This is a genomic window from Clostridioides sp. ES-S-0006-03, from assembly GCF_020662275.1.
Lineage (GTDB): Bacteria > Bacillota > Clostridia > Peptostreptococcales > Peptostreptococcaceae > Clostridioides.
In genome coordinates this window covers 74,199-98,196 of the sequence record NZ_JADGMM010000013.1, presented here as the reverse complement: position 1 = coordinate 98,196, position 23,998 = coordinate 74,199, and the positions used below count along the sequence as shown (strand labels likewise).

At 29.2% G+C, this 23,998-nt stretch carries 20 protein-coding genes and 1 riboswitch; of the genes, 19 read left to right on the top strand and 1 reads right to left on the bottom strand.

The features are described from left to right. From IR151_RS15890 to IR151_RS15845, 10 genes are all read left to right on the top strand, one after another. Positions 1-837: a PHP domain-containing protein gene (locus IR151_RS15890; RefSeq protein WP_227436354.1), complete on the top strand. Its 837-nt coding sequence runs from the start codon at positions 1-3 to the stop codon at positions 835-837. Next, the gene (locus tag IR151_RS15885) at positions 838-1,833 is read left to right on the top strand and encodes an ABC transporter ATP-binding protein (RefSeq protein WP_227436351.1); all 996 of its coding nucleotides are present in this window, start codon (positions 838-840) and stop codon (positions 1,831-1,833) included. Between the two features lie 17 nt (positions 1,834-1,850). After that, positions 1,851-3,539: a putative 2-aminoethylphosphonate ABC transporter permease subunit gene (locus IR151_RS15880; protein WP_227436349.1), complete on the top strand. Its 1,689-nt coding sequence runs from the start codon at positions 1,851-1,853 to the stop codon at positions 3,537-3,539. A gap of 11 nt (positions 3,540-3,550) precedes the next feature. Beyond that, a complete protein-coding gene (locus IR151_RS15875; protein WP_227436348.1) occupies positions 3,551-4,618 on the top strand; it encodes a putative 2-aminoethylphosphonate ABC transporter substrate-binding protein in 1,068 nt (355 codons plus the stop codon). 357 nt (positions 4,619-4,975) lie between these two features. Continuing rightward, a complete protein-coding gene (gene rnmV, locus IR151_RS15870) occupies positions 4,976-5,506 on the top strand; it encodes a ribonuclease M5 (protein ID WP_227436345.1) in 531 nt (176 codons plus the stop codon). Between the two features lie 161 nt (positions 5,507-5,667). Next, positions 5,668-6,537, top strand: a complete 870-nt coding sequence (gene rsmA / locus IR151_RS15865) for a 16S rRNA (adenine(1518)-N(6)/adenine(1519)-N(6))-dimethyltransferase RsmA (RefSeq protein ID WP_227436343.1) — start codon at positions 5,668-5,670, stop codon at positions 6,535-6,537. Positions 6,538-6,602: 65 nt separating this feature from the next. Further along, on the top strand, positions 6,603-7,889 hold the full coding sequence (locus IR151_RS15860) for a hypothetical protein (protein ID WP_227436342.1): 1,287 nt from the start codon (positions 6,603-6,605) through the stop codon (positions 7,887-7,889). A gap of 149 nt (positions 7,890-8,038) precedes the next feature. Further along, on the top strand, positions 8,039-9,154 hold the full coding sequence (locus IR151_RS15855; protein ID WP_227436340.1) for a M20/M25/M40 family metallo-hydrolase: 1,116 nt from the start codon (positions 8,039-8,041) through the stop codon (positions 9,152-9,154). A 185-nt stretch (positions 9,155-9,339) separates the two neighbouring features. Further along, positions 9,340-10,236: a cation diffusion facilitator family transporter gene (locus IR151_RS15850; RefSeq protein WP_227436337.1), complete on the top strand. Its 897-nt coding sequence runs from the start codon at positions 9,340-9,342 to the stop codon at positions 10,234-10,236. A 69-nt stretch (positions 10,237-10,305) separates the two neighbouring features. Further along, positions 10,306-11,100 carry a hypothetical protein gene (locus IR151_RS15845; protein WP_227436335.1) on the top strand — a complete coding sequence of 265 codons (795 nt, stop codon included), beginning with the start codon at positions 10,306-10,308 and terminating at the stop codon, positions 11,098-11,100. Positions 11,101-11,177: 77 nt separating this feature from the next. On the opposite strand, the gene murC is transcribed toward IR151_RS15845, so the two are convergent. Further along, on the bottom strand, positions 11,178-12,530 hold the full coding sequence (gene murC / locus IR151_RS15840; RefSeq protein WP_227436333.1) for a UDP-N-acetylmuramate--L-alanine ligase: 1,353 nt from the start codon (positions 12,528-12,530) through the stop codon (positions 11,178-11,180). A gap of 218 nt (positions 12,531-12,748) precedes the next feature. Between murC and purR the strand changes: the two genes are divergently transcribed. From purR to pilO, 9 genes are all read left to right on the top strand, one after another. Then, a complete protein-coding gene (gene purR / locus IR151_RS15835; RefSeq protein WP_227436331.1) occupies positions 12,749-13,627 on the top strand; it encodes a pur operon repressor in 879 nt (292 codons plus the stop codon). A 155-nt stretch (positions 13,628-13,782) separates the two neighbouring features. Next, the gene (spoVG, locus tag IR151_RS15830; protein ID WP_003421453.1) at positions 13,783-14,061 is read left to right on the top strand and encodes a septation regulator SpoVG; all 279 of its coding nucleotides are present in this window, start codon (positions 13,783-13,785) and stop codon (positions 14,059-14,061) included. Between the two features lie 210 nt (positions 14,062-14,271). Then, positions 14,272-15,651 carry a bifunctional UDP-N-acetylglucosamine diphosphorylase/glucosamine-1-phosphate N-acetyltransferase GlmU gene (gene glmU, locus IR151_RS15825; RefSeq protein WP_227436330.1) on the top strand — a complete coding sequence of 460 codons (1,380 nt, stop codon included), beginning with the start codon at positions 14,272-14,274 and terminating at the stop codon, positions 15,649-15,651. 94 nt (positions 15,652-15,745) lie between these two features. Next, entirely contained in the window at positions 15,746-16,696 is a 951-nt protein-coding gene (locus IR151_RS15820; RefSeq protein WP_054271950.1) for a ribose-phosphate diphosphokinase, read from the top strand. Positions 16,697-17,538: 842 nt separating this feature from the next. Then, positions 17,539-17,624, top strand: a riboswitch (cyclic di-GMP riboswitch). A 157-nt stretch (positions 17,625-17,781) separates the two neighbouring features. Then, positions 17,782-18,306, top strand: a complete 525-nt coding sequence (locus IR151_RS15815; RefSeq protein WP_227436328.1) for a prepilin-type N-terminal cleavage/methylation domain-containing protein — start codon at positions 17,782-17,784, stop codon at positions 18,304-18,306. A 147-nt stretch (positions 18,307-18,453) separates the two neighbouring features. Next, positions 18,454-20,130 (top strand): GspE/PulE family protein, encoded by a 1,677-nt coding sequence (locus tag IR151_RS15810; RefSeq protein WP_227436326.1) that lies wholly within the window; start codon positions 18,454-18,456, stop codon positions 20,128-20,130. Positions 20,131-20,141: 11 nt separating this feature from the next. After that, a complete protein-coding gene (locus IR151_RS15805) occupies positions 20,142-21,350 on the top strand; it encodes a type II secretion system F family protein (protein ID WP_227436325.1) in 1,209 nt (402 codons plus the stop codon). 15 nt (positions 21,351-21,365) lie between these two features. Next, complete coding sequence (locus IR151_RS15800) at positions 21,366-23,078, top strand: PilN domain-containing protein (protein WP_227436323.1); 1,713 nt, start codon at positions 21,366-21,368, stop codon at positions 23,076-23,078. After that, complete coding sequence (gene pilO, locus IR151_RS15795; RefSeq protein WP_227436321.1) at positions 23,071-23,979, top strand: type 4a pilus biogenesis protein PilO; 909 nt, start codon at positions 23,071-23,073, stop codon at positions 23,977-23,979. The genes IR151_RS15800 and pilO overlap by 8 nt, the downstream gene beginning before the upstream one ends. Positions 23,980-23,998 lie beyond the last annotated feature (19 nt).

Sequence of the window (23,998 nt, the reverse complement as noted above, 5' to 3'; positions counted from 1 at the left end):
TTGTTAACAGATTTACATTGTCATACAAGCATATCAGATAATAACTTCACTACAGAAGAAATAATTAAGAGAGCATCAGAAAATAATATAAGTGTTTTAGCAATAACAAATCATGATACATTGTCTGGATTAGATGAAGCTATCATATTGGGAGAAAATTATGGAATAACTATAATACCAGGTATAGAAATATCAGCATACGATTATAAAAACAGAAAAAGAGTTCATATCTTGGGCTATAACATAGATTTAAATAGTCAAGAAATAAAAAATTTATGTAATCCAATGGTTTGTGATAGACATAAAGCATCTGTTAAGATGGTAAATAAAATTATAGATTTAGGATATAAAATATCTCTAGAAGATGTAAAGAAATATTCATCAAAGACTGGAATATTTAAACAACATATAATGAAAGCGCTTATAGATAAAGGATACACAGATAAAATATATTCAAGTTTATATAAAGAGTTGTTTCATAGAGGAAATGGTAAGGCGTATGTATCTTTAAAATATGTAGATTATAAAGATGCAATAAGAGCTATAAAAAGTTCTGGTGGAATTTGCGTACTAGCTCATCCTGGGCAAATGGACAATTTTAATGCTATTGAAGATATGGTGAATGTTGGATTAGATGGGATAGAAGTGTATCATCCATCTCACAATAAAGACTTAGAAAAAGAGTCACTTTCTTATGCTAAGAAATACAACTTAGTTGTTACAGGAGGCTCAGATTATCATGGGCTTTACTCTCAGCATGAGTGTGACCTAGGAAGTAAAAGCTTAAATAGAGAAGATTTATTTAAGTTTAGGTTAGCCTTAGGAGGGGTTTTATAAATGTCTTTTTTACAAGTTAAAGATGTAAGTAAAAGTTATGGACAAGCTAAAGTGCTAAAAGACATATCTATTGATATTGAAAAAGGAGAGTTTATTTGTTTATTGGGACCAAGTGGATGTGGGAAAAGTACATTGCTTAGGATAATTGCAGGGCTTGAAGACAAACATGATGGAAAAATAATAATAAATGATAAAGATATGACAAACTCACCACCTGAAAGTAGAAATTTTGGTATAGTTTTTCAGTCATATGCACTATTTCCAAATATGACTGTTTACAAAAACATAGCTTTTGGCTTAGAAAATAAAAATATAAATAAATCTAATATTGATAAGAAAGTTAATGAAGTTTTAGAGGTAGTAGAATTAAGTGGATATGAGAAAAAGTATCCCTCTCAATTATCAGGAGGGCAACAACAGAGAGTCGCACTAGCTCGTGCAATTGCTCTAGAGCCAGATTTTTTACTTCTTGATGAACCATTATCTGCATTGGATGCAAAAGTAAGATTGAAACTTAGGGAACAGATTAGAAGCTTACATAGAAAACTGGGTATTACTACTATAATGGTAACTCACGACCAAGAAGAGGCACTTTGCTTGGCGGATAAAATGGTTGTTATGAATAGTGGAGAAATAATACAGGTTGGGACTCCAAAAGAAGTATATAAAAATCCAGAGACCCCTTTTGTAGCTGATTTTATAGGAACAATAAACTTTATAGATGATGGTATTAATAAGATAGCTATCAGACCAGAAGATATAAAAGTAGAATTTAATAGAGATTCTAAAGACAATGATATCAAAGTTGGAGAGATTTTAGATATTGAATTTAGAGGATTTAACTATAGAATTACAGTTGAGTATTGTTCTAAGAAAATAAAATTAGATATAGTTTCAAAAGTTGCAGAACAAATGAAACTATGTATAGGGTCTAAAATAAATTTTAAAATTCCCAAAGAAGGAATTGTAGAATATAAATCAGAGGGATGTGCTTAATAGCTAGGGGTGAATAAATGATAACAACAAAAAACAAAAGAAGGATAAGTGATAGTACAATACAAAAATGTTTTTTAATTTTTTCGCTAATTATACTAATAGTATTTATATTGTTTCCTTTAGTATCATTATTAAAAAATGCATTTTTAGATACAAGTGGAAACTTCATAGGTATTTCAAATTTTAGTAAATATGCTGAAAATCCAAGTCTTATAGCATCATTTAAAAATTCAATTTTTGTATCTACAGTTTCATCTTTAATATCACTATGTTTAGCATTTATCTATTCATATGCAATAACAAGAACAAATATAAAATTTAAGAATTTTTTTAAAACTATGGGAATGTTTCCCCTTTTTGCACCAACTATGTTATATGGTATTTCACTTATATACCTGTTTGGAAATAAAGGAATATTTACAACAATGGGATTTGAGATACCATTATATGGACCATTAGGAATAATTGTCTCTCAAATACTGTTTACATTTCCACAAGCTTTTTTAATACTATCCGTTGCTCTTTCAATGGCAGATTATAGACTTTATGAAGCAGCAGATAGCTTAGGGGCTAGTGATTTTAAAAAGTTTTTTAAAATTACAATTCCAGGCATAAAGTACTCACTAGTAAGCTCCTTCTTTGTATCCTTTATACTTGCATTTACAGACTTTGGAGCAGCAAAAGTAGTCGGAGGAAACTATAATGTGTTAGCTACAGATATATATAAGCAAGTAGTAGGGCAGTTTAACATACCAATGGGAGCAACTGTTTCTATGGTAATGTTGATTCCTGTACTAATAGCTTTTACATTAGACAAGGTGGCAAGTAAAAAACAAGGAATGACTATAACAGCAAAATCTATGCCTTATAAAATTAAAGAAAACAAATTTAGAGATAGAGTATTTTTAATAGCATGTAGTTTTATAACTTTATTAATCTTCATTTTGATATTTGTTTCAGTTATAGGTTCAGTCATAAAATTATGGCCATATAACCTAAGTTTTACAATGGAACATTATACATTTAAAGGTATTTTAGGAAGCGGATTAAAAACCTATTTAAGCAGTTTAAAAATATCAACATTAACAGCTATATTTGGAACTATATTTGTGTTTTTTAGTGCATACATGATAGAAAAAGTAGATAAGTTTCCACGATTAAGACAAACAGCTTACTTTTTATCTATGATACCAATGGCATTACCAGGTCTAGTGCTAGGAATATCATATATAACTTTTTTTAACTCAGCAAGTAATCCACTAAATTTCCTATATGGTGGTACAGCTATACTTGTCATAGTAAATATAGTACATTTTTACTCTGTTTGCTTTATAACTTCAAATTCGTCACTAAAAATGTTGGATAGAGAGTATGAGTTAGTTGCAAAATCTATAAACATTCCCTTTTATAAAGTGTTTTTCAACATCACAGTACCAATGTCTATAACATCAATACTTGAGATAGTAGTATATTATTTTGTAAATTCAATGGTTACTGTTTCAGCATTAATATTTTTATATACTCCTCAGACTCAGACTGCATCAATATCCATATTGAAGTTAGATGAGATAGGATATATAGGACCATCAGCAGCTATGGCAGTATTAGTGCTTTTAACAAATATAATAGTAAGACTTTGCTATGAATTCGTAACAAAAAAATTAAAAAATAATACACAAAAATGGCAACAAAAAGATGTTGCATAGGGGAGGTAAAGATGAAATTTAAGAAGCTAGTTTCTTTAGGAGTATTATCAACACTTTTATTGAGTGTAATAACAGGATGTAGCACTGCCTCATCAGGTGGAGACTCAAAGTCTGATAGTAAAACAAAAGGTGATTTAACAGTTTACACAGCAATCGAAGAAGACAGTATAGACCCATATTTAGCTACATTTAAAGAAAAATACCCAGATATTAAATTAAATGTTGTTAGAGCATCAACAGGAGATATAACAGCAAGACTATTAGCAGAAAAAGATAACCCTCAAGCAGATATTGTATGGGGGATTGCTGCCACAAGCTTGCTAGTTGCAGATGACCAAGGAATGTTAGAACCATACGCTCCAGAAGGGTCTGATAAGATAGACCCTGCATTTAAAGATGATAAAGAAGTACCTTCATGGGTTGGAATAGATGCTTGGATGACAGGTATAACAGTAAATACTAAAGAATTAAAAGATAAAAATATACCAGTTCCTAGTTCTTATGAAGATTTGATAAAGCCAGAATATAAAGGTCTTATATCTATGCCTAATCCATCTTCTTCTGGTACAGGATATTTAACGGTATCAGCGCTTATACAAATTATGGGAGAAGAAAAAGCATGGCAATATATGGATAAGTTACATGAAAATATTGGTGTATATACTCAATCAGGTTCAGCTCCAGCTACATCAGCAGCTTCAGGAGAGTATCCTATAGGGATATCTTTTGGATACAGAGGCATAAAATTAAAAGAAGAAGGTTATCCAGTAGAAGTAGTGTTTCCAAAAGAAGGTTCTGGATGGGATATAGAAGCAAATGCTCTTGTAAAAAAAGATAATATAAAAGAAGCTTCTAAGGTATTTTTAGATTGGGCAATAAGTAAAGATGCAATGAATGAGTATTCTAAGAACTATGCAGTTACTACAGTTGATACAGGAAATCCAATACCAGAAGGATTCCCTAAAAAGCCATTAGAACAAATGATAGATAATGATTTAAAATCAGCAGCAAAAAATAGAGAAACTATATTAAATAAATGGATATCAAAATATGATGGAAAGACAGAAAAGGAAAGTTAAATTCATTAATAAAATACAATAAAAAAGAGCCTAGAATATAAAATTTATATCTAGGCTCTTTTAATGTATATTTGTCCTGAGTTCTACATCTTTTTCTATAAATCATTAATATTAAAAAAGAAAATTGTATGGATGATATAATATTAATACAGGTAATGCTACATGGGACTTATTGTTGCTTATAGGTGATTCAATAGAATATAATAGTGAATATATTTATCTAGTAGGAATAAATTTTTCTTAAACTATAGATTTCTAAATAAAAATAAATAGGTTAGTGCCTTGATTAAATTAAATAAAAACCTTAAAATAAAGAGATGTAAACAAAAACTAAAAACAAATAAAAGGTGAATTTATATGATAAAAGAGATAATAGTAGTAGAGGGAAGAGATGATGTTACAGCTGTTAAGAGAGCAATAGATGCAGAACTTATAACCACAGGTGGATTTGGATTTCCAAAAGGAGTAATGGAGCGTATAAAATCAGCTAATGAAAGACGAGGAGTTATAATATTTACCGACCCAGATTTTGCAGGTGAAAAAATAAGAAAAAAAATAGCATCAGAAGTTCCAGGATGTAAACATGCGTTTTTACCAAGAGAAGAAGCTAAAAAGGATGGAGATATAGGTATAGAAAATGCTACTCCTAAAAGTATAATAGCAGCTTTAAATAAAGTTAGAACTGAAAGTACAGAGAAAAGAGATGAATTTAAACAAGTTGATTTGATTAGAAATGGTCTTATAGGAAATGAAGATGCATCATCTAGGAGAGATGCACTTGGTAAAATACTTGGGATTGGTTATGGAAATGCAAAGCAATTTTTAAATAGATTAAATAATTATGGTGTTGAAAGAGAAGAATTTATAAGTGCATTAAAACAAATTTAAATGTAAGCATGTATGATATGAAAAAAATATATAAAAAATAAATATAAAATTATGGAGTAATTTAAAATAAATTATCTTTAATAAATATTTTGCTTTAAACACATGTAAATAAGTATAATTAATAGGATAAAATCTTAAAATAAGTTAAAAAGGAGTAAACGATGGATAGACTATCTTCACACAGTGCAACGAAAGAAGTAGTACAAAAACATAATTTTAAATTTTCAAAGTCTTTAGGTCAGAATTTTTTAATAGATAGTAATATAATAGATAAAATATTGGATGGAGCTAGAGTTACAGAAGGAGATAACATAATAGAAGTAGGTCCTGGGATAGGTACACTTACTTGTGAAATGGGTAAGGTAGCAGAGAAAGTGGTAGCTATAGAAATTGATAGAAACTTAATTCCTATATTGAAAGATACCTTATCAGATTTAGAGAATATAGAAGTTATAAACCAAGATATATTAAAAGTAGATATACAAGAACTAGTAAAAGATAAATTAAATGGTGGACCAGTTAAGCTTGTAGCAAATCTTCCATATTATATAACTACACCAATAGTTATGAAATTTTTAGAAGAGGATATACCTGTAACGGATATAGTAGTTATGGTTCAAAAAGAAGTTGCAGATAGAATGAATGCTGTTCCAAGTACAAAGGATTATGGAGCATTGTCCATAGCTGTTCAGTACTATTGTGAAACAGAAATTGTAGCAAAGGCTCCAAGACATATGTTTATACCACAACCCAATGTAGATTCAACGGTTATAGGTTTACATGTCAGAGCTGAAAAGAAATATGATGTTCATAATGAAGAACTATTTTTCAAGACAGTAAAAGCATCTTTTGGACAAAGAAGGAAGACTTTACTTAATTCATTGGGAGGCCTTGGTTTTCTTAATAAGGACGAAATAAGAGAAATATTAAAAGAAGCTAATATAGATGAAAAAAGACGTGGTGAAACTCTTAGTATAGAAGAGTTTGCAGTTCTTTCAAATATAGTAAATACAAAAGTATCTTCTAAATAGGAGGTACTTTTTTTTATTTTATTAACATATATTGTTTAGAGAAACTGTGTTAAGGGGGGATTGCAGTGGGTTCTAAAAGAAAGTTTAAAAGAGACTATATAATACTAGAAGCTAAAGACATAAACTTTAGATACAAAGAACGAGTACTGCCAAAAGCTTTTGCAAAAGTCGAAGTAAATGATGAAAAATCAATCATTGCATTATATGTAGAAAATCTAAAATATGTTAAAGATGGGTATAAAGCAGTAGCAATAAAAGGTGACCATGGATTAATAGACTTAGGAAATATAATTTTAAATGAACAAGGAAGAGGTGAATTTGTTTTAGATTTAGAGGATTATGATGAAGAAATAAAAGGAATTGCCTTATTGTATGAAAGAAATATTCCTCTAGTTGGGTTTAAGGGAAATAAGATTGAAAATTATGAGGACATATTATTCCAAGATGTAGAAGATGAAGAGTTAGCTGAAAGTGAAGAAGAGTATTTAGAAGAAGATATAGAGGTTGAAAGAGAAGAAGAGTACTTAGAAGAAGATGCTGATAATGAAGAAAACAGTGATAGTGACGAAGAATATATTATAGAAGAATATGATGAAGATGAATATGAAGATTATTGGGAAGATGATGAAACCGAAGAGGGAGAATTAAAGATAAGAGCAGATGTAGAAGATTCTAGTGATGATGAAATTGAAGAATTTAATAACTATAAGGAAATAGAAAATTATAACAAGGCTAAAGAAAATGAATTCTATGACGATATAGAATATGAAGATGAATATGATGAGGATGAAGAAGATTTTGAAATAAGACATGAAGAAAAGGTAGTTGCTTCTCAAAAAACTACTAAGTCAAAGAAAACTCAAAAAGAACAAAATAATGTTGAAAAAGTAAAAAGAGCCAATGGAATAAATCAAATAGATAGTGGGAATAAGCAAGCTGGAACATTACTTATGCCTAGGCAAATAAAGAAAGGGTTAAAGCTATTTAGAGAAGTTAAGCCTTTTACAGCAGATTATATAGACAATACAAGATGGTGGAAAATAGAGGTAAACCCTACAACATTGTGTGGATATTCAATGCCTTATTTAGGATATTTAAATGTATTGAATTATACAATGTATAGTGATGCAGTTTTACATTCATATAAATATAGACATTACTTATTCGGAGTACAATATGATGAATATAATAAGAGAAAGCATTATATTTATGCTATTCCAGGTAATAGAAATGAACAACCAGATAATGGAAGTACAGGATTTTTGAGATATCAAGCTTGTGACCACAGAACCAATAGTTTAGGCTACTGGTTATGCTTTATAGATTCTAGACAGAGAAGTATAGTTAGATAAAACAATAAGAATGAAAGAATTTAACTTTAACTTTCATTTTAGTAAAGAAACTTAACTAAAATGATATAAAAGTTTAAAAACTATTGATAATATTTAAATATTACACTACAATATATGTTGAAATACCTATTATATTATGGAGGAAGATTATGATAAACGAGCAAAGAATTTTAAATGAGTTCCTTGAATTAATACAGATAGACAGTTTATCTTTAAAAGAGGGGAACGTAGCCAAAGTATTAGTTGAAAAGTTAGAAGAAATAGGTTGTTCAGTTGTAGTAGATAATGCTGGTGAAAAAGCAAATGGAGAAACAGGCAATATAATAGCTACTTTAAAAGGAAATAAAGAAGGAAAGAAAATATTATTTAGTTCACATATGGATACAGTAACTCCAGGAATAGGGGTAAAACCTATAGTGGATGAAGTAAATGGAATAATAAAAAGTGATGGGACTACAATATTAGGATCTGATGATAAAGCAGGTATAGCAGCTATATTAGAGGGATTAAGACAAGTAAAAGAAAATAATATAGAACATACTGATATTCAAGTTGTATTCTCTATATGTGAAGAATGTGGATTAGTTGGAGCTAAAAATTTAGACTATGCAAAAATAGATTCTAAATATGCCTTTGTATTAGATAGTGGTGGTTCTCCAGGAGAGATAATAGTAAAAGCTCCTGCACAAGATGTAATAAATGTTAAGATATTAGGAAAGACAGCTCATGCAGGTCTTGAGCCTGAAGCGGGTATAAGTGCTATAATGGTAGCTGCTAGAGCAATAGATAATATGAATTTACTTAGAATAGATGAAGAAACAACTGCTAACATAGGAATTATAAATGGTGGAACAGCTACAAATATAGTAACAGGAGAAGTTAACATAGTTGCAGAAGCTAGAAGTCTAAAAGAAGATAAATTAGATGTTCAAACTAAACATATGGTAGAAACTTTTGAAAAAGCTGCTAAGGATTTTGGAGCTAAAATTGAAATAGATGTAAATAGAGCATATACTCCAATAGATGTTAATGAAGATTCAGAAATAATACAACTTGCAAAAAAAGCATTTTCAAATTTAGGAATAGAAGGTCATACTGAATCTACAGGAGGAGGTAGCGATACTAATATATTAAGTAAAAATGGTATTGAAGCTATAACTCTAGGAATAGGTATGAAAAATGCGCATACATTAGATGAACATATAGCTATAAAGGATTTATATGATTCTGCCAAAATGGTAATAGAGATAATAAAAGAAGCATAAATTTAAATAATAGTGTATAATATATATATCGCCTAGCTCAAGCTAGGTGATTTTTCATTTTATAGAAGATTGATAATCTCTATTGAAAGTAAAAGATATACATTTGAATATAATAATAAATTTAATTTATGTTTAAGTATATGTTTTTAATAATATTTAGATTTGGTTTGTTAGGAGGAATAACAATGGAAACAAGGTATGAGGAAGCAAATAAAATAACAATACAATCAATAATTTGGAATATAGTCTTAACAATAATTAAGGTGATAGCTGGTATTATTGGTAATTCGAGTGCTATGATTGCAGATGGATTACATTCAGCCTCAGATATTATAAGTTCTATAGGTGTACTGATAGGTAATTATGTATCTTCTAGACCAGGAGATAAGGAACATAATTATGGTCACGAAAAGGCAGAGACATTGGTATCATTCGTATTATCAATATTACTTATATTTGTTTCTATAACAATAGGTATAGGGGCTATTAAATCATTATTTAACTTAGATGCATTGAGTGTTCCATCAATACTTCCGTTAATAGTGTCAGTCATCTCAATTTTGATAAAAGAGTATCAATATAGAATAACAATCAAAGTTGCTAAAAAGATAAATTCACCAGCTTTAAAAGCAGATGCTTGGCATCATAGGTCAGATGCTCTATCTTCAGTGGCTGCATTTATAGGTATAGGAGGTTCTATTTTAGGATTTAAACCATTAGACCCAATTGCGTCAGTTGTAGTGGCAGTATTTGTGGCTAAGGTAGGAATCGATATACTTAGAAGTTCTGTAAATGAATTGATGGATGTTTCAGTTGATGAAGAAGAAAGAAGAGAATTAAAGTTTATTGTAGCAGATACAGAAGGTGTTAAAAATCTAGGAGATATAAAGACTAGAAAGCATGGAGCTATGGCATATGTGGACTTGACTATATGTGTTGATGAAAATCTCACAGTAAAACAGGGGCACGATATTGCTACTAAGTTGGAAAAACATATAATAAAACATATGGAATTTGTAAAAGGGATAACAGTTCATGTTGAACCATGCACTAATTGCCAAGGAAATAAGTGTATAAAATAATTATAGCTTAAAAAAAAGTGTAAAAAGTTATATAATTGTTTTATGACTATAAACTCTAGGGGTGGTTAAATGAGTAAGAAAAGAAAACTAAAGAAAAAAGCTGCAATATTAATAGGAGTAGTTGTTTTCTTTATAATATACTTTATATCCTTTAAAATAGGTCTAAACATGGAGAAGGATAAGAGTGAAGTTCCAAAGAAAGTAGAAACAGAGACAGAAGATAATAGGTCTTTAATGACTCAAATAAAAGAGAAAAAGAAAATTTATGTATCAGATAAAAATGTAGAAAACATAAAAATCGAAGAAGATATGTGGAACGAGATAAAGTTCTTTTTCTCAGAATTTAAGAAGGTAAGAAATACTACTTCTTATGAAGCAATTTATGAAGGGTATTCTGATGATGGAATTAAATTTTCTACAGACCTTAATTTTTTTAGAGTCTATACTGTAAATAAAGAGGAATATTATAAAGTTCCAATTGATTCCAAAAATTCTTTTAAGAAACTTTTAGATGAGAGTATATATACTTCATTTGACCTTTTGAGTCACTATAAAGACTGGAAAGAGGTCACTATAACTTATGGAAAAGAAACTAAGAAGGTTCATAAATGGAAGTTTGATGATTTAGCACATAAGATGATTTCAAAAAGAGTTGTAGGAAAGGTTCAGCCAGAAAAAAGCAAGGAAAGAAGTGATTATAATTTCAGTATAAATATAAAAGGTGAAAATTTTGCTGTGAAAGTAGATACAATGGGCAAGGATTATGTAAAAGTTACTTCTAAAAAAACTGTCTCTTACTACGAGGTTCATACAAGTTTATTTGATTATCTTAAAAATGAAATATTTGAGATTGGAAAGAAATAAAATATTAAGAAGGCTATCAAGCGATTATATCATTTGATAGCCTACATTAATTTTTATATGTTATTTTTAGTTACATACTATTTTTCAACTAGTAAGTCTGCAACCTTATATATTGGACCAGCACCAGCAGTTATTACTAAATCATTATCATTAACATTTTCACGTAAATATTTTACTATATCTTCAAATTCTTTTATGTAGATAGCATCTACGTTGTTTTGATATAATTTTTCAACTAAATCTTTAGAGTGTATATCTCCTGGATCATCTTCTCTTGCAGCATATATGTCTGTTATGATAACTTTATCAGCAGCATAGAAAGCTTCTGAAAATTCTCCTAAAAGAGATTTTGTTCTAGTGTAAGTATGTGGCTGGAAGATGCACCATAAAGTTGATTTTTTTAACTTTTTAGCAGCAGCTAAAGTAGCCTTTAATTCAGTTGGATGATGTGCATAATCATCTATTACTAAGGCATTTTTGTAGTATCCTTTAGATTCAAATCGTCTTCCTACACCTTTATATATTTTTAAATTTTTTCTTATAGTCTCTAAATCAATACCAGAAACAAGAGCTGCCATTATAGCAGAAGAAGCATTGTATATATTATGAAGACCATATACAGAAAGCTCGAATTCTCCCAAATCTTTTCCTTGATACTCTATTTTAAATATCCCATGACCACTATTATCAAAATGTATGTCTTTTATTACAGCATCATTGTCAGAATCTCTACCATATTTTATAATAGTAGCTTTGACATCATATAATATGTCATCTACATTTTCATCATCACCATTTATTATGAAATATCCATCTGGAGGTAAAAGTTTACCAAATTTATTAAAAGAAGCTTTGATTTCGTCTATACCTGAGAAATAATCAAGATGGTCTTCCTCAACATTTAAAACTATAGATATCTTAGGATTAAAATTAAGGAAACTATCTACATATTCACATGCCTCAGTTATAAAATGGTTAGAATTACCTATCTTAACATTACCACCTATCATGCTTAAGTTACCACCAACTAGTATAGTTGGGTCTAAGTCTGCATATTCAAAAATTGTAGACAACATAGATGTTGTAGAAGTCTTTCCATGTGTACCAGAAACTGCTATAGAGTTTTTATATTCTCTCATAATCTGGCCTAAAAAAGTAGCTCTGTTCATTATTAATTTATTCTTTTCTCGAGCAGCTATAAGTTCTTCATTATCTGGGTGAACTGCTGCAGTATAAACAACCATATTTACATCATCTGATATATTTTCTTTTTTTTGACCGATATAGATGTTTGCCCCTTGATCCCTAAGTTTGTCTAATAGATATGATTCGTTTGAATCCGAACCTGAAACCTGATAACCCTTATTGATACATATTTCGGCTAATGCACTCATGCTGATACCGCCAATTCCTATAAAGTGTATATTCATAATAAAACCACCTTTCTTTTTAATTAAGTCCTACAATATGAACTATTTTTGTGGTATAATAATATAATGTTCAATATTTTATAATTAATATGCATATAATATTATATGTATTTTATTTTTGAATATAATAAAACATAAGTAATATTATACCACAATACGAATTGTTATGCATTATTTAGTTTAACGTTATATAAAGGTATTTGTAGGAGGAAATAGTAATGAAATTTAAAAGAACAGAGAGAATTGGAGCAATAGTTAAAATACTATCTGATAATCCAAATAAAATATATACATTAAGTTATTTTACAAATCAATTTAATGCAGCAAAATCCACAATAAGTGAAGATTTATTAGTTGTAAAAAATGTATTTGAAAAACTACATTTAGGGAAAGTTATAACTATCTCAGGTGCAGCAGGAGGAGTAAAATATATACCTAAAACTTCTATAGCAGAAAATGCAGAGTTTTTAATGGAATTATGTGAGAAAATATGTGACACATCTAGAATACTATCTGGTGGTTTTTTATACTTAATTGATTTAATTTATGACCCTACAATAGCTGCTAAGATAGGAAAAATATTTGCTTCAAACATTGAATATGTAGATGCAGATTATGTTGTAACAATGGAAACAAAAGGTATACCTATGGCACTTATGACTGCAAAGGCTATGAATTTGCCTTTAGTTATAATAAGGAAAGACATAAAAGTATCAGAAGGTCCTACCCTTAGTATGACATATGTAAGTGGAAATAATTCGAAGGTTGAGAGTATGAGTTTACCAAGAAGGGCTCTTAAACCAGATAGTAAAGTTATAATTATAGATGATTTCATGAGGGGTGGAGGTACTATAAAAGGAATGGTAGACCTTATGAATGAATTTGGAGCAGAGGTTATAGGTACTGGAGTATTTATATCTACAACAAATCCTTCAGAAAAAATGGTAAAAGATTATATATCACTAATTCAGTTAGATGTTACTGGAGATAAAATAGTAGTTGAACCAAATTTAAAAACTTTTAAAGATGAATATAGAAATGAAGAATTAGATGAAGAAAATGATTCAGAATTTGAATTTGAAATAGATGAAGATTAATAAAAAAAATATTTAGAAAAATATGTAAAAATAAAAAGAGGATATCCCTAGTTGTCCATAGAATTACTTAAAAAACAGTTTATATTAATTTATTCCAACAATAATAATTTTAATATAAATTAATTTCTGTCAAAATCAAAGGGGGATATATTGGTATGAAGATAACTGACGTAAGAGTAAGAAAATTAACAGAAGAAGGCAAGATGAAATGTATAGTTTCAATAACTTTTGATAATTTGTTTGTAGTGCATGATATAAAAGTTATAGAAGGCCACAATGGGTTATTTATAGCAATGCCTAGCAGAAAAGTAGGCGAAGGAAATTTCAGAGACATAGCTCATCCAATAAATGCAGAAATGAGACAAGTTTTAGAAGATGCAGTTTTACAAGCGTATCATGAAGCATTAGTTCAATGGGAAGTAGCTGCTGAATAACAATAAATATAAAATGGAGAGAGCCCGAACATTTAGGCTCTTTTTAAATGTAGAATTTGCATTAAAATATGTACTTTTTAGTAAAAAAGTGCTATATTATTAGTGATAATGTATATGTTGTATACAAATTGTTAAATAAATGTATTATAATGTATATTGATTGAGATAATAATACGAATAAAATTAAATTAGATTGAATGGAGTGTATCAATGAACTTTAAAGCTATAATCCTTGCCGCTGGCAAAGGAACAAGAATGAAGTCTAAATACCCAAAAGTTATACATAAAGTATGCGGAAAAGAAATGGTCAACCATATTATAGATGTTTCAAAAAAATCAGGTGTAAAGGATACTGTTGTAATTTTGGGGCATGAAGCGGATGTAGTAAAAGAAAAACTTGCAGAAGAAACTATGATAGCTATGCAAACAGAACAGCTTGGAACAGGACATGCTGTAAAAATGGCTAAAGAATATATAAATGATGACGATATAATAGTTGTACTTTGTGGAGATACTCCACTTATAAAGGAAGAAACATTAAAGAAATTATTTGATTTCCATATAGAAAATAAATATCATGCCACAGTTCTTACAACAAAAGTTGGAAATCCAACAGGTTATGGTAGAATAATAAGAGATAAGAAGGGTGACCTTCTTAAAATAGTGGAACAAAAAGATGCAAATTCAGAAGAAAAAATGATAAGTGAGATAAATTCTGGGATATACTGTTTTAATGGAAAGAGTCTTAGAGAAGCATTAGATTTGTTAAATAATAACAATGCACAAGGTGAATATTATTTAACTGATACTGCTAAAATAATGAGAGACAAGGGCTTAAAAGTTGGTGCATTTGCAGGTTCAACTATTGAAGAACTTATGGGTGTTAACTCAAGAGTGGAATTATCAAAGGCAGAAGAAATTATGAGAAGAAGAATAAATGAATCTCATATGGTAAATGGAGTGACTATAATAAACACTAACTCTACCTACATAGAATCTGATGTTGAGATAGGTAATGATACTATAATATATCCAGGGGTTATGTTACAAGGAAAAACAAAGATAGGTTCAGATTGTATAATTGGAATGAACTCATCTATAACAAACTCAGAAATAGGAAATGGTACAGAAATAAAAAATTCAACGATACTTGATAGTAAAGTTGGAGATAATACTACTGTTGGACCATATGCATATTTAAGACCGAAAACTAACTTAGGAAACAATGTAAAAATAGGTGATTTTGTAGAGGTAAAAAATGCTGTTATAGAAGATGGTTCAAAAGCATCTCATCTTTCTTATATAGGAGATGCGCATGTTGGAAAAAATGTAAATATTGGATGTGGAGTAGTATTTGTAAACTATGATGGTAAAAATAAATTTAAGTCAATAGTTAAAGATGATGCGTTTATAGGTTCAAATTCTAATTTAGTTGCACCAGTAGTTGTAGAAGAAAAAGGATATATAGCAACAGGTTCAACAATAACACATGATGTCCCAGATGGAGCTTTAGCAATAGCAAGACAAAGACAAGTTGTTAAAGAAGGATGGGTAGAAAAGAAGAATCAAAAAGATAATCAAGGTAAGTAGTTATTTAGTTTATTATTTTGGCTAATAAAATTAGCTCGAAATTATTATAAATTATATTCATTAGGATTTTAAAATTTTCAGGAGGGTTACATAAATGAATACTAGCGGAAGCGAGATTAAAATTATTGCAGGTAATTCATCGAAAGAGTTAGCACAAAAAATAGCTGACTATATAGGTGTATCAGTGCTAGACTGTGAAGTAGGTACATTTAGTGATGGTGAAATATGTGTAAACATGAATGAGACAGTAAGAGGTTGTGATGTGTTTGTAGTACAATCTACTAATAGTCCAGTAAATGATAACTTAATGGAGTTATTAATCTTAATTGATGCATTAAAGAGAGCATCAGCAGGAAGAATAACAGCAGTTATTCCTTACTATGGATATGCAAGACAAGATAGAAAAGCTAAGGCAAGAGATCCAATCACTGCTAAATTAGTTGCAAACTTAATAACTGCTGCTGGGGCAGACAGAGTATTAACAATGGATTTACATGCAGCTCAAATACAAGGATACTTTGATATACCACTAGACCACTTATTAGGTGGAACAATATTAGCAGATTACTTCAATGAAAAGAAAATAGAAGATTTAGTAGTAGTATCTCCAGATTTAGGAAGTGTTACTAGATCAAGAAAGTTTGCTAATACTTTAAATGGAGAAGTTCCAATAGCGATAATAGATAAGAGAAGACCAAAAGCTAATGTATGTGAAGTTATGAACTTAATAGGTGATGTTAAAGGTAAAAATGTTATACTATTAGATGATATGATAGATACAGCTGGAACAATCGTTAATGCTGCAAATGCGCTTAAAGAGTTTGGAGCAAAAGATGTTTATGCTTGTTGTACTCATGGTGTATTATCAGGACCAGCTATTGAAAGAATTTCTAATTCAGAAATAAGTGAGTTAATAGTTCTTGATACTATACAACTTCCTGAAGAAAAAAGAATAGATAAGATAAAAATAAAAACAGTAGCTCCTTTATTTGGAGATGCTATAAGAATGATATTCTCTAATGAATCAGTAAGTAAATTATTTTAATTAATTAGATTTATAAGAGTTGCTTAAAGTAAGTTTTTAAGCAACTCTTTTTTAATATCTAATTTATGTATTAGTATAATTTATTGGAGTTGTATGTGTGTATATAAAAGTAAATGTTTCTTGTAAAACATGTGGATAAGTAATTAAAAACTAAATTTAATAAAAAATATAAAATTATGAATATTACGAATATAAAAAATATTTGGAAAAAGCATTGAAAAAGTTTGAATTATGTAGTATTATGTAAATATAAATTAAAGAAAGAGGTGTTTCCAATGGGAAGGATTGAAGATGAACCCCTAATAATTAATTGATTCAGCCACAATCTAAAGTAAATATAAAAATCTATTGAAAGTTTATTTATAAGAATTGAAAATAGTATCTATTCTATATCTTTAGTGTTTGTGAGAGGGTTCTGGATTATATAAAGTTACTGTAAAGAAAGTAATTTTGTACGATAAGCATATATATAGATGAAGAGTTTCATTTATATAGTGATTGTGGCTGAATCATAACTGCAAGAATATAGAATGTTTATATATAGATGTTTTTAATAAAATACTATATTGTAATAGCTTTTAGCTTTCAAATAAATATTAGCAAAGGATGGAAATGACAATGATAAAACTAAATGATAATTTATAAATATCTCCTTACGATATATGATAATTGTAGGGAGATGTTTCTTTTTTGTATAGTATAATTACTTTCGGAAATTATGTTTGAATATGTTAAAGTTTGGTATATATAAATAATATAAACTGTATTGCTAAAATGTGGTAACTATTATATAATATAAGTGGATATGTATCTCTATTATGAGTTATATATCATTCTAAATTTAATAAAATAGAAACGTTGATGTATGTTCTGTGATGTGGGCACCTTGGAACATATTGAGTTAGTGGTGCAACCGGCTATGAAATTGTATTTATGATACTTTTATTTTCATAGTTTTTTTTGTTCAAAAAAATGGTTATATGCTAGAAATAAATCTGGTTAGTACGTGTAAATAATTTTACTTAGATTTTTAACCAGATATATTATAATTAAGTATTAATTAAAAAAATTGAGGGGGAATAAAAATGAAGTTAAGAAAGAATAAAAAAGGTTTCACTTTAGTGGAATTATTGGTAGTAATTGCAATTATAGGTGTATTAGCAGTGGTAGCAGTTCCAGCTTTATTTAGTAATATAAACAAGGCTAAGGTAGCAAGTGTTGAGTCTGATTATAGCTCAATTAAGAGTGCAGCGTTGTCTTATTATTCAGATACTAATAAGATGCCAGCTACAGCATCAGTTGGTGATTTAACAAAACTAAAGACTTATATGGAAACTCTTCCTGATAAAGCAGATATAGGTGGAGCTTATCAATTGCTTTTGGGTGATAATAAGTTAGTCTTACAAATAGGTAAAGACTCAGAAAAAGCTACATTAACAGGAGCACAATCAACAAAGTTAGTTAGTGATATAGGTGGAGATAAGATATACAGAACTATAGCTAACGATGGTACACTTGCAAATCAATTAAAGGCTAATGAGAAAGTAGATAATGAGATTCTATATATAGTTCTTATAGATAATGCTGAGATGGATTCAGCAAATAATTAAAGCAATATTTTTATAAGAAATATTATAAATTTTATGAAAAATATAATAAAAAAGACAGGAAGAAAATCTTCCTGTCTTTTTATACTATTTTCTTTAATATCTAATCATAAATGATGATATAATTGAGATAGTAAAGGAGTGAAATCTGTGGCTAAAAAAGTTAGAATAGGAGACAAACTGGTCGAAAAAGGATACATAACAGAAGACCAGCTTAAATGGGCATTATCAGAGCAAAAAAACAGTGGAAAAAGACTAGGAGAATTTCTAGTACAAGAAGGTCTTATAGATAGTAACTTATTAATAAGTGTATTAAAAGAACTTTTAGATATAGAAAGTGTATTTTTAGAAGGAACAGAAATAGACACATTAGCTACAAAGATGGTTCCAGAAAATATATGCAAAAGATATGCTGTATTTCCATTCAAAATTGATGGAAATAAAATATGTCTAGCCATGTCAGACCCACAAGACAGAGAAGCAGTTCAAGATGTAAGACGTATGTCAGGTAAAGATGTCGAAATATTTATATCAAGTGCAGAAGATATAAACAAAGCAATAGGTCATGCTTATGCACATTCAGAAATAAATAAAGCAATGACTGAATACAACAAAAACAAGACTGGTGGAATTAGAGAAACAGTAATCCTTGAAGAGGATGTAAATGCTGCTCCAATAGTAAGACTAGTAAATAATATACTAGAAAATGCTGTTAGAATGGAGGCCAGTGATATACATATAGAACAAAGCGAAAATTACATGCGTGTTAGATTTAGAATAGATGGAATGTTAAGAGAATATATGAGAATGAACTCTGCTCCATACAAAGCGGTAATAAGTCGTATAAAAATAATGTCAGATATAAATATATCTGAAAAGCGGATTCCACAAGATGGTAGAATATATTTAAAAGTAGATAATAAACCTATAGATTTTAGGGTTTCTACAATGCCTACTAATAGGGATGAAAAAATAGCAATGAGAGTACTTGATAAGAGTAATTTTATGGTAAGTAAAGAAGTACTAGGAATAGATGAACATGGCTCTAAGATATATGATGAGTTAATAAATACTCCTTATGGGCTTATATTGGTAGTTGGACCTACTGGAAGTGGAAAAACTACTACATTATATTCAATGCTAAATCAATTGAATACGGAAAATAGAAATTTATTAACGATAGAAGACCCTATAGAGTATGAACTACCTGGTGTAAATCAATCTCAAATAAATGAGAAGGCAGGACTTACTTTTGCCAGTGGGCTTAGAGCCTTTATGCGTCAAGACCCAGACATAATAATGGTTGGAGAGATAAGAGATACAGAAACTGCTGAAATAGCAATTAGAGCTTCTCTTACAGGACATTTAGTTTTAAGTACATTACATGCAAATACAGCAGTCGGAGCGATTTCACGTCTTTTAGATATGGATGTGGAAAGTTTTTTGATAACTTCATCTCTTTTAGGGGTAATATCTCAAAGGCTGACACGAAAAATATGTGAACATTGTAGAATTTCATATGAAGCAGACACTGGAGAAAAAAAGGCTCTTGGAATTGATGTAAACGAATCAGTGACTATCTATAAAGGACAGGGATGTGAAAGATGTAATAATACTGGATATAAGGGACGTCTAGGTATATTTGAAATGCTTGAAATTACACCAGAAATAAAAGAGCTAATAGATTCATCTGCAAATCAAAGAGAAATTTTAAAGTTAGCTAAAAAACAAGGTATGATTAGTCTAAAAGAGGATATAGTTAAAAAGGTTTTAGGTGGAAAGACAACAGTAGAAGAAATGATTAGAATAATTTTGATGACTGATTAAGGGATGATATTATGAAAAGTTTTAAGTATACAATAATAAAAGAGGATGGGAAAAAGCAAACTGATGTGATTGAAGCTAATGATTTTAATGAAGCTAAAAGTCTTCTTAGAAAAAGAAATCTTAGAGTTCTTGAAATCAAAGAAAGTAAAAGTAAAAATATAAATATATCTTCTAGAAAGAGAAAAAAAGACTTAGGAGCTGACCAAATAAGCCATTTTTGCAGACAGTTTGCTATTATAGTATCTTCTGGTATAAATAGTATTTCTGGATTAGAAACATTAGCAGGAAGGTCAACTAATGTTACATTAAGAGAAGAAATAAATCGTATAGTAGCAGAGATAAAAATAGGTTCTACTATTGCTGACTCAATGCTTGCACCAAAGTCTAAGTTTCCAAAGTTACTTGGTGCTATGGTGGCTACAGGTGAGGCTACAGGTAAACTAGATGAAGTATTAAAAAGTATGGCTTCATTTTATTCCAGTGAGCATAGAGTTAAGCAAAAGCTTAGAAATGCAGCTACATACCCATTAATAGTTTTGATTTCTTCATTTATAATGATTTTTATATTTACAGCATTTATGGTACCTAAGATGATTAATTCAATCACAACAGTAGGTGCTACTCTTCCACTTGTAACAAGGATTGTTATGGGATTTGGTACATTTATGAAGACATTTTGGCCAATAGTACTTTTAGTTATTATACTGTCTATTTACCAATTTAAGAAGTATCTAAAAACACCAGTGGGTAGAGCTCAAAAGGATAGAGTTATAAATAAAATTCCTGTATTGGGAAAAGGTATAAACTGTATGGTGGCTACACGATTTTCAAGAGCATTGTATCTATTTGTATCAACTGGGTATCCATTAGTTCAAGGGCTCGATTATATTATAGATAGTGTAAATAATACTATGGCAGAAAAGATTTTAACATCAGCAAAAGATGGAATAACAAGAGGTGAAAGTCTAGCAGAAAACTTAGAAAGATATACGTATTTTGATTCAGTTTTAGTGCAGATGATAGCTATAGGGGAACAGACAGGGGAATTAGAGAACATAAGTAGACAGATGGCTGAATTCTATGAATATGAATCCGAAATTTATCTAAATAGAATGGCATCAATGATAGAACCTGTTTTAATAATTGCAGTTGGTATTATAGTTGCGGTACTGGTTGTATCAATATTCATGCCAATGCTTAGTATATATGATGCTATGTAGGAGGGAAAACAACAAATGAATAAGGTTTATGTATCATATTATGGTGATTCTATATCCATAGTTGAAGGCAGATACAAACATGATAAAGATAAATTTTATATAAAAAACTTTAATGTATTTTCAATAGAGGATATTGCTCAAGATTTTTCTAAAGAAAAGTATGCTCTATTGAGATATGCATTAGAAAATGTAAAGTTAAAATCAAAACACATAGTGTTTTGTTTGAATACGAGAGATGTAATTCTAAAACCTCAAAAGTTGCCTAAGATGGATAAAAAAGATTTAGATGGATTTATGAAGCTAGAAATGGATGAAATGATGGCCCTGGAATCAGATGAGTATGTATTTTCATATGAAGTATCTAGTGAGATATCTGATAGGTCAGAAGGTGAAGAGGCTAGTTTAAATCTGATTATTGGGGCTATAAAGAAAGAAGAAATAAATGCAATTGTAGATATAATACATGAATTTGATTTGGTATTGGATAGAATAGATACATTATCAACAGCTTATTTAAGAATTCTCAAGAATTTAGATTACAATGATATAATGGTGACAAATATAAGCGATAATAGCACAATTATAAACATATATAAAAAAGATACTTTATTTATTAGTGATAATATACCAATAAGAATAACTGCTAAAGATATGGAAATGCAATTATTAAATGTGGTCGAAGAGTCAAAAGGACTTATGAATTACTATTCGTCAAGAAACTTTGGTAAGGTAACAGACACTATATTGATATTGGGGAAAAGGTACTCTAATAAATTAATTTATGAGGCTTTTAGTTCTGCATTTTCAAACTATGTTTCTCAAGGTCTTACAGAGATAATGGATATAGCTGATATGGTATCTGGTGATATAGATGAAGATGATATAAATTCAATTGTAGAACTTTTAGGTTGTATGATAGAGCCTAAAGACAAAAAAGATTTTGAAAATATAAATTTTCTACCAATAGATATACTTAGAAAACAAATGAAAGCTAAACAAATAAAAAGTGTAATGAAAATGGCACCTGTGGTTATTTTAGTGATTTCTATTCCATATTTATGTTTAATTTTTTCAAACAGTTTAGCTAATAAAGAACTTGAAAATGTAAATGATGAAATAAGAAATATTGAGTCTGCTTACTATCAAATTGGAAATATAGAAAAAATGATACAAAGTAAAACAGAAGAAATAAAGGTATATGATATGTTAATTGGGAAAAAGGTAAAATGGGAAAATCTATTGGATGATATAGATAAAAATACTCCAAGTAGAGTTGAACTAATGAGTTTATCAACGACTTATCAAAATCTTGGAACTACTAATAAAACTGAGAACTCAAATAACAATAAAACTACCACAAATAAATCAAGTAGTAATGAAACAAAATCAAATACAAAAAGTAGTAGTGATGGAGATAAAGCCAGCAGTGATTTAAATGAAGATAAGACTACAAATGTGTCAGAAGCATTAACTGGAGATAGTGGAACTGATAGTGCTGATACAGATAAAGATGATAAAACACCATTATATGATAAGATACCAAATGTTATAAACATAGAAGGAAATGCTAAAGATTCTTCTTATGTAGGTCAGTTTTTATATAAATTAAAGGGCTTGTATTATTTTGAAGATGTTAAACTGCATAGCATAAAAAGCAATGAAGAGAATTCCAACTATACATTTAATATGACATTATACCTGAAAGAAGGTGTATTAACTAATGAATAAGGACATATTTAAAAAAGATATAAAAGATATATTTAAAATGGAAGTTAGTCTAAAGGGAATACTTATAAAAGTTGTAATTTTACTTGCTATTTTATCCTATGGATATTTTGGACTTTATCCACAATATGAGAAATATGTTTCTACAAAAAATTCTGTAAAACAAGCTACACAAAAACTAAATACATATAAAGAGAAAACAGCTCTTATGCCAAAATATGAAAAACAACTTAAAAATATTGAAACTGAATTAAATGAAAAAAGTAAAAACCTATTATATGATATGCAAGATGGTCTGTTTCTAATTGGTTTAGACAAGAAAATGAAAACATATAATATTGACTTAACTAGCTATGATGTTGGAAATATTAGAGAATATGAACATTTTTATGGAATATCAACAACGATAAGTGTTAGAGGGGACTATAGAAATGTTAAAAAATTGATGGCTTATTTAGAAGAGCAAAAAAATGTTACTCAGATATTAGACTATACTATGACTTCATATATAGAGCCAGAAAAAGAAGAACAAGAGACAACAAGTAATAAAGACTTAATTAAAAATGTGAACATAAATAAAGATACAAAAATATACTGGGTAGAAGGCGAAGATAAATGGCATTTATATAATGACTGTCCATTGATAAAAGAAGGAGAAATTCTTAAAAATGACAAACTTTTAGATAGGTCAACAAGTTATCTATGTAACACTTGTGTACTTAGAGCTGCAACAGAAAAAGAAACAAAAAAAGAAGTAGTAACTCCACAAGCAGAAGGTGTAGTAGAGGCTACATTTAAATTTATAATGTATACTAAAGAAAATACTACAATGGTACTTGATACAGATAATCCATCTTCGTGGAGACCAGGAAAATATAATCCATTTAAAGCTAGTGCAAAATAAAACCAAATAGGTTTTAAAG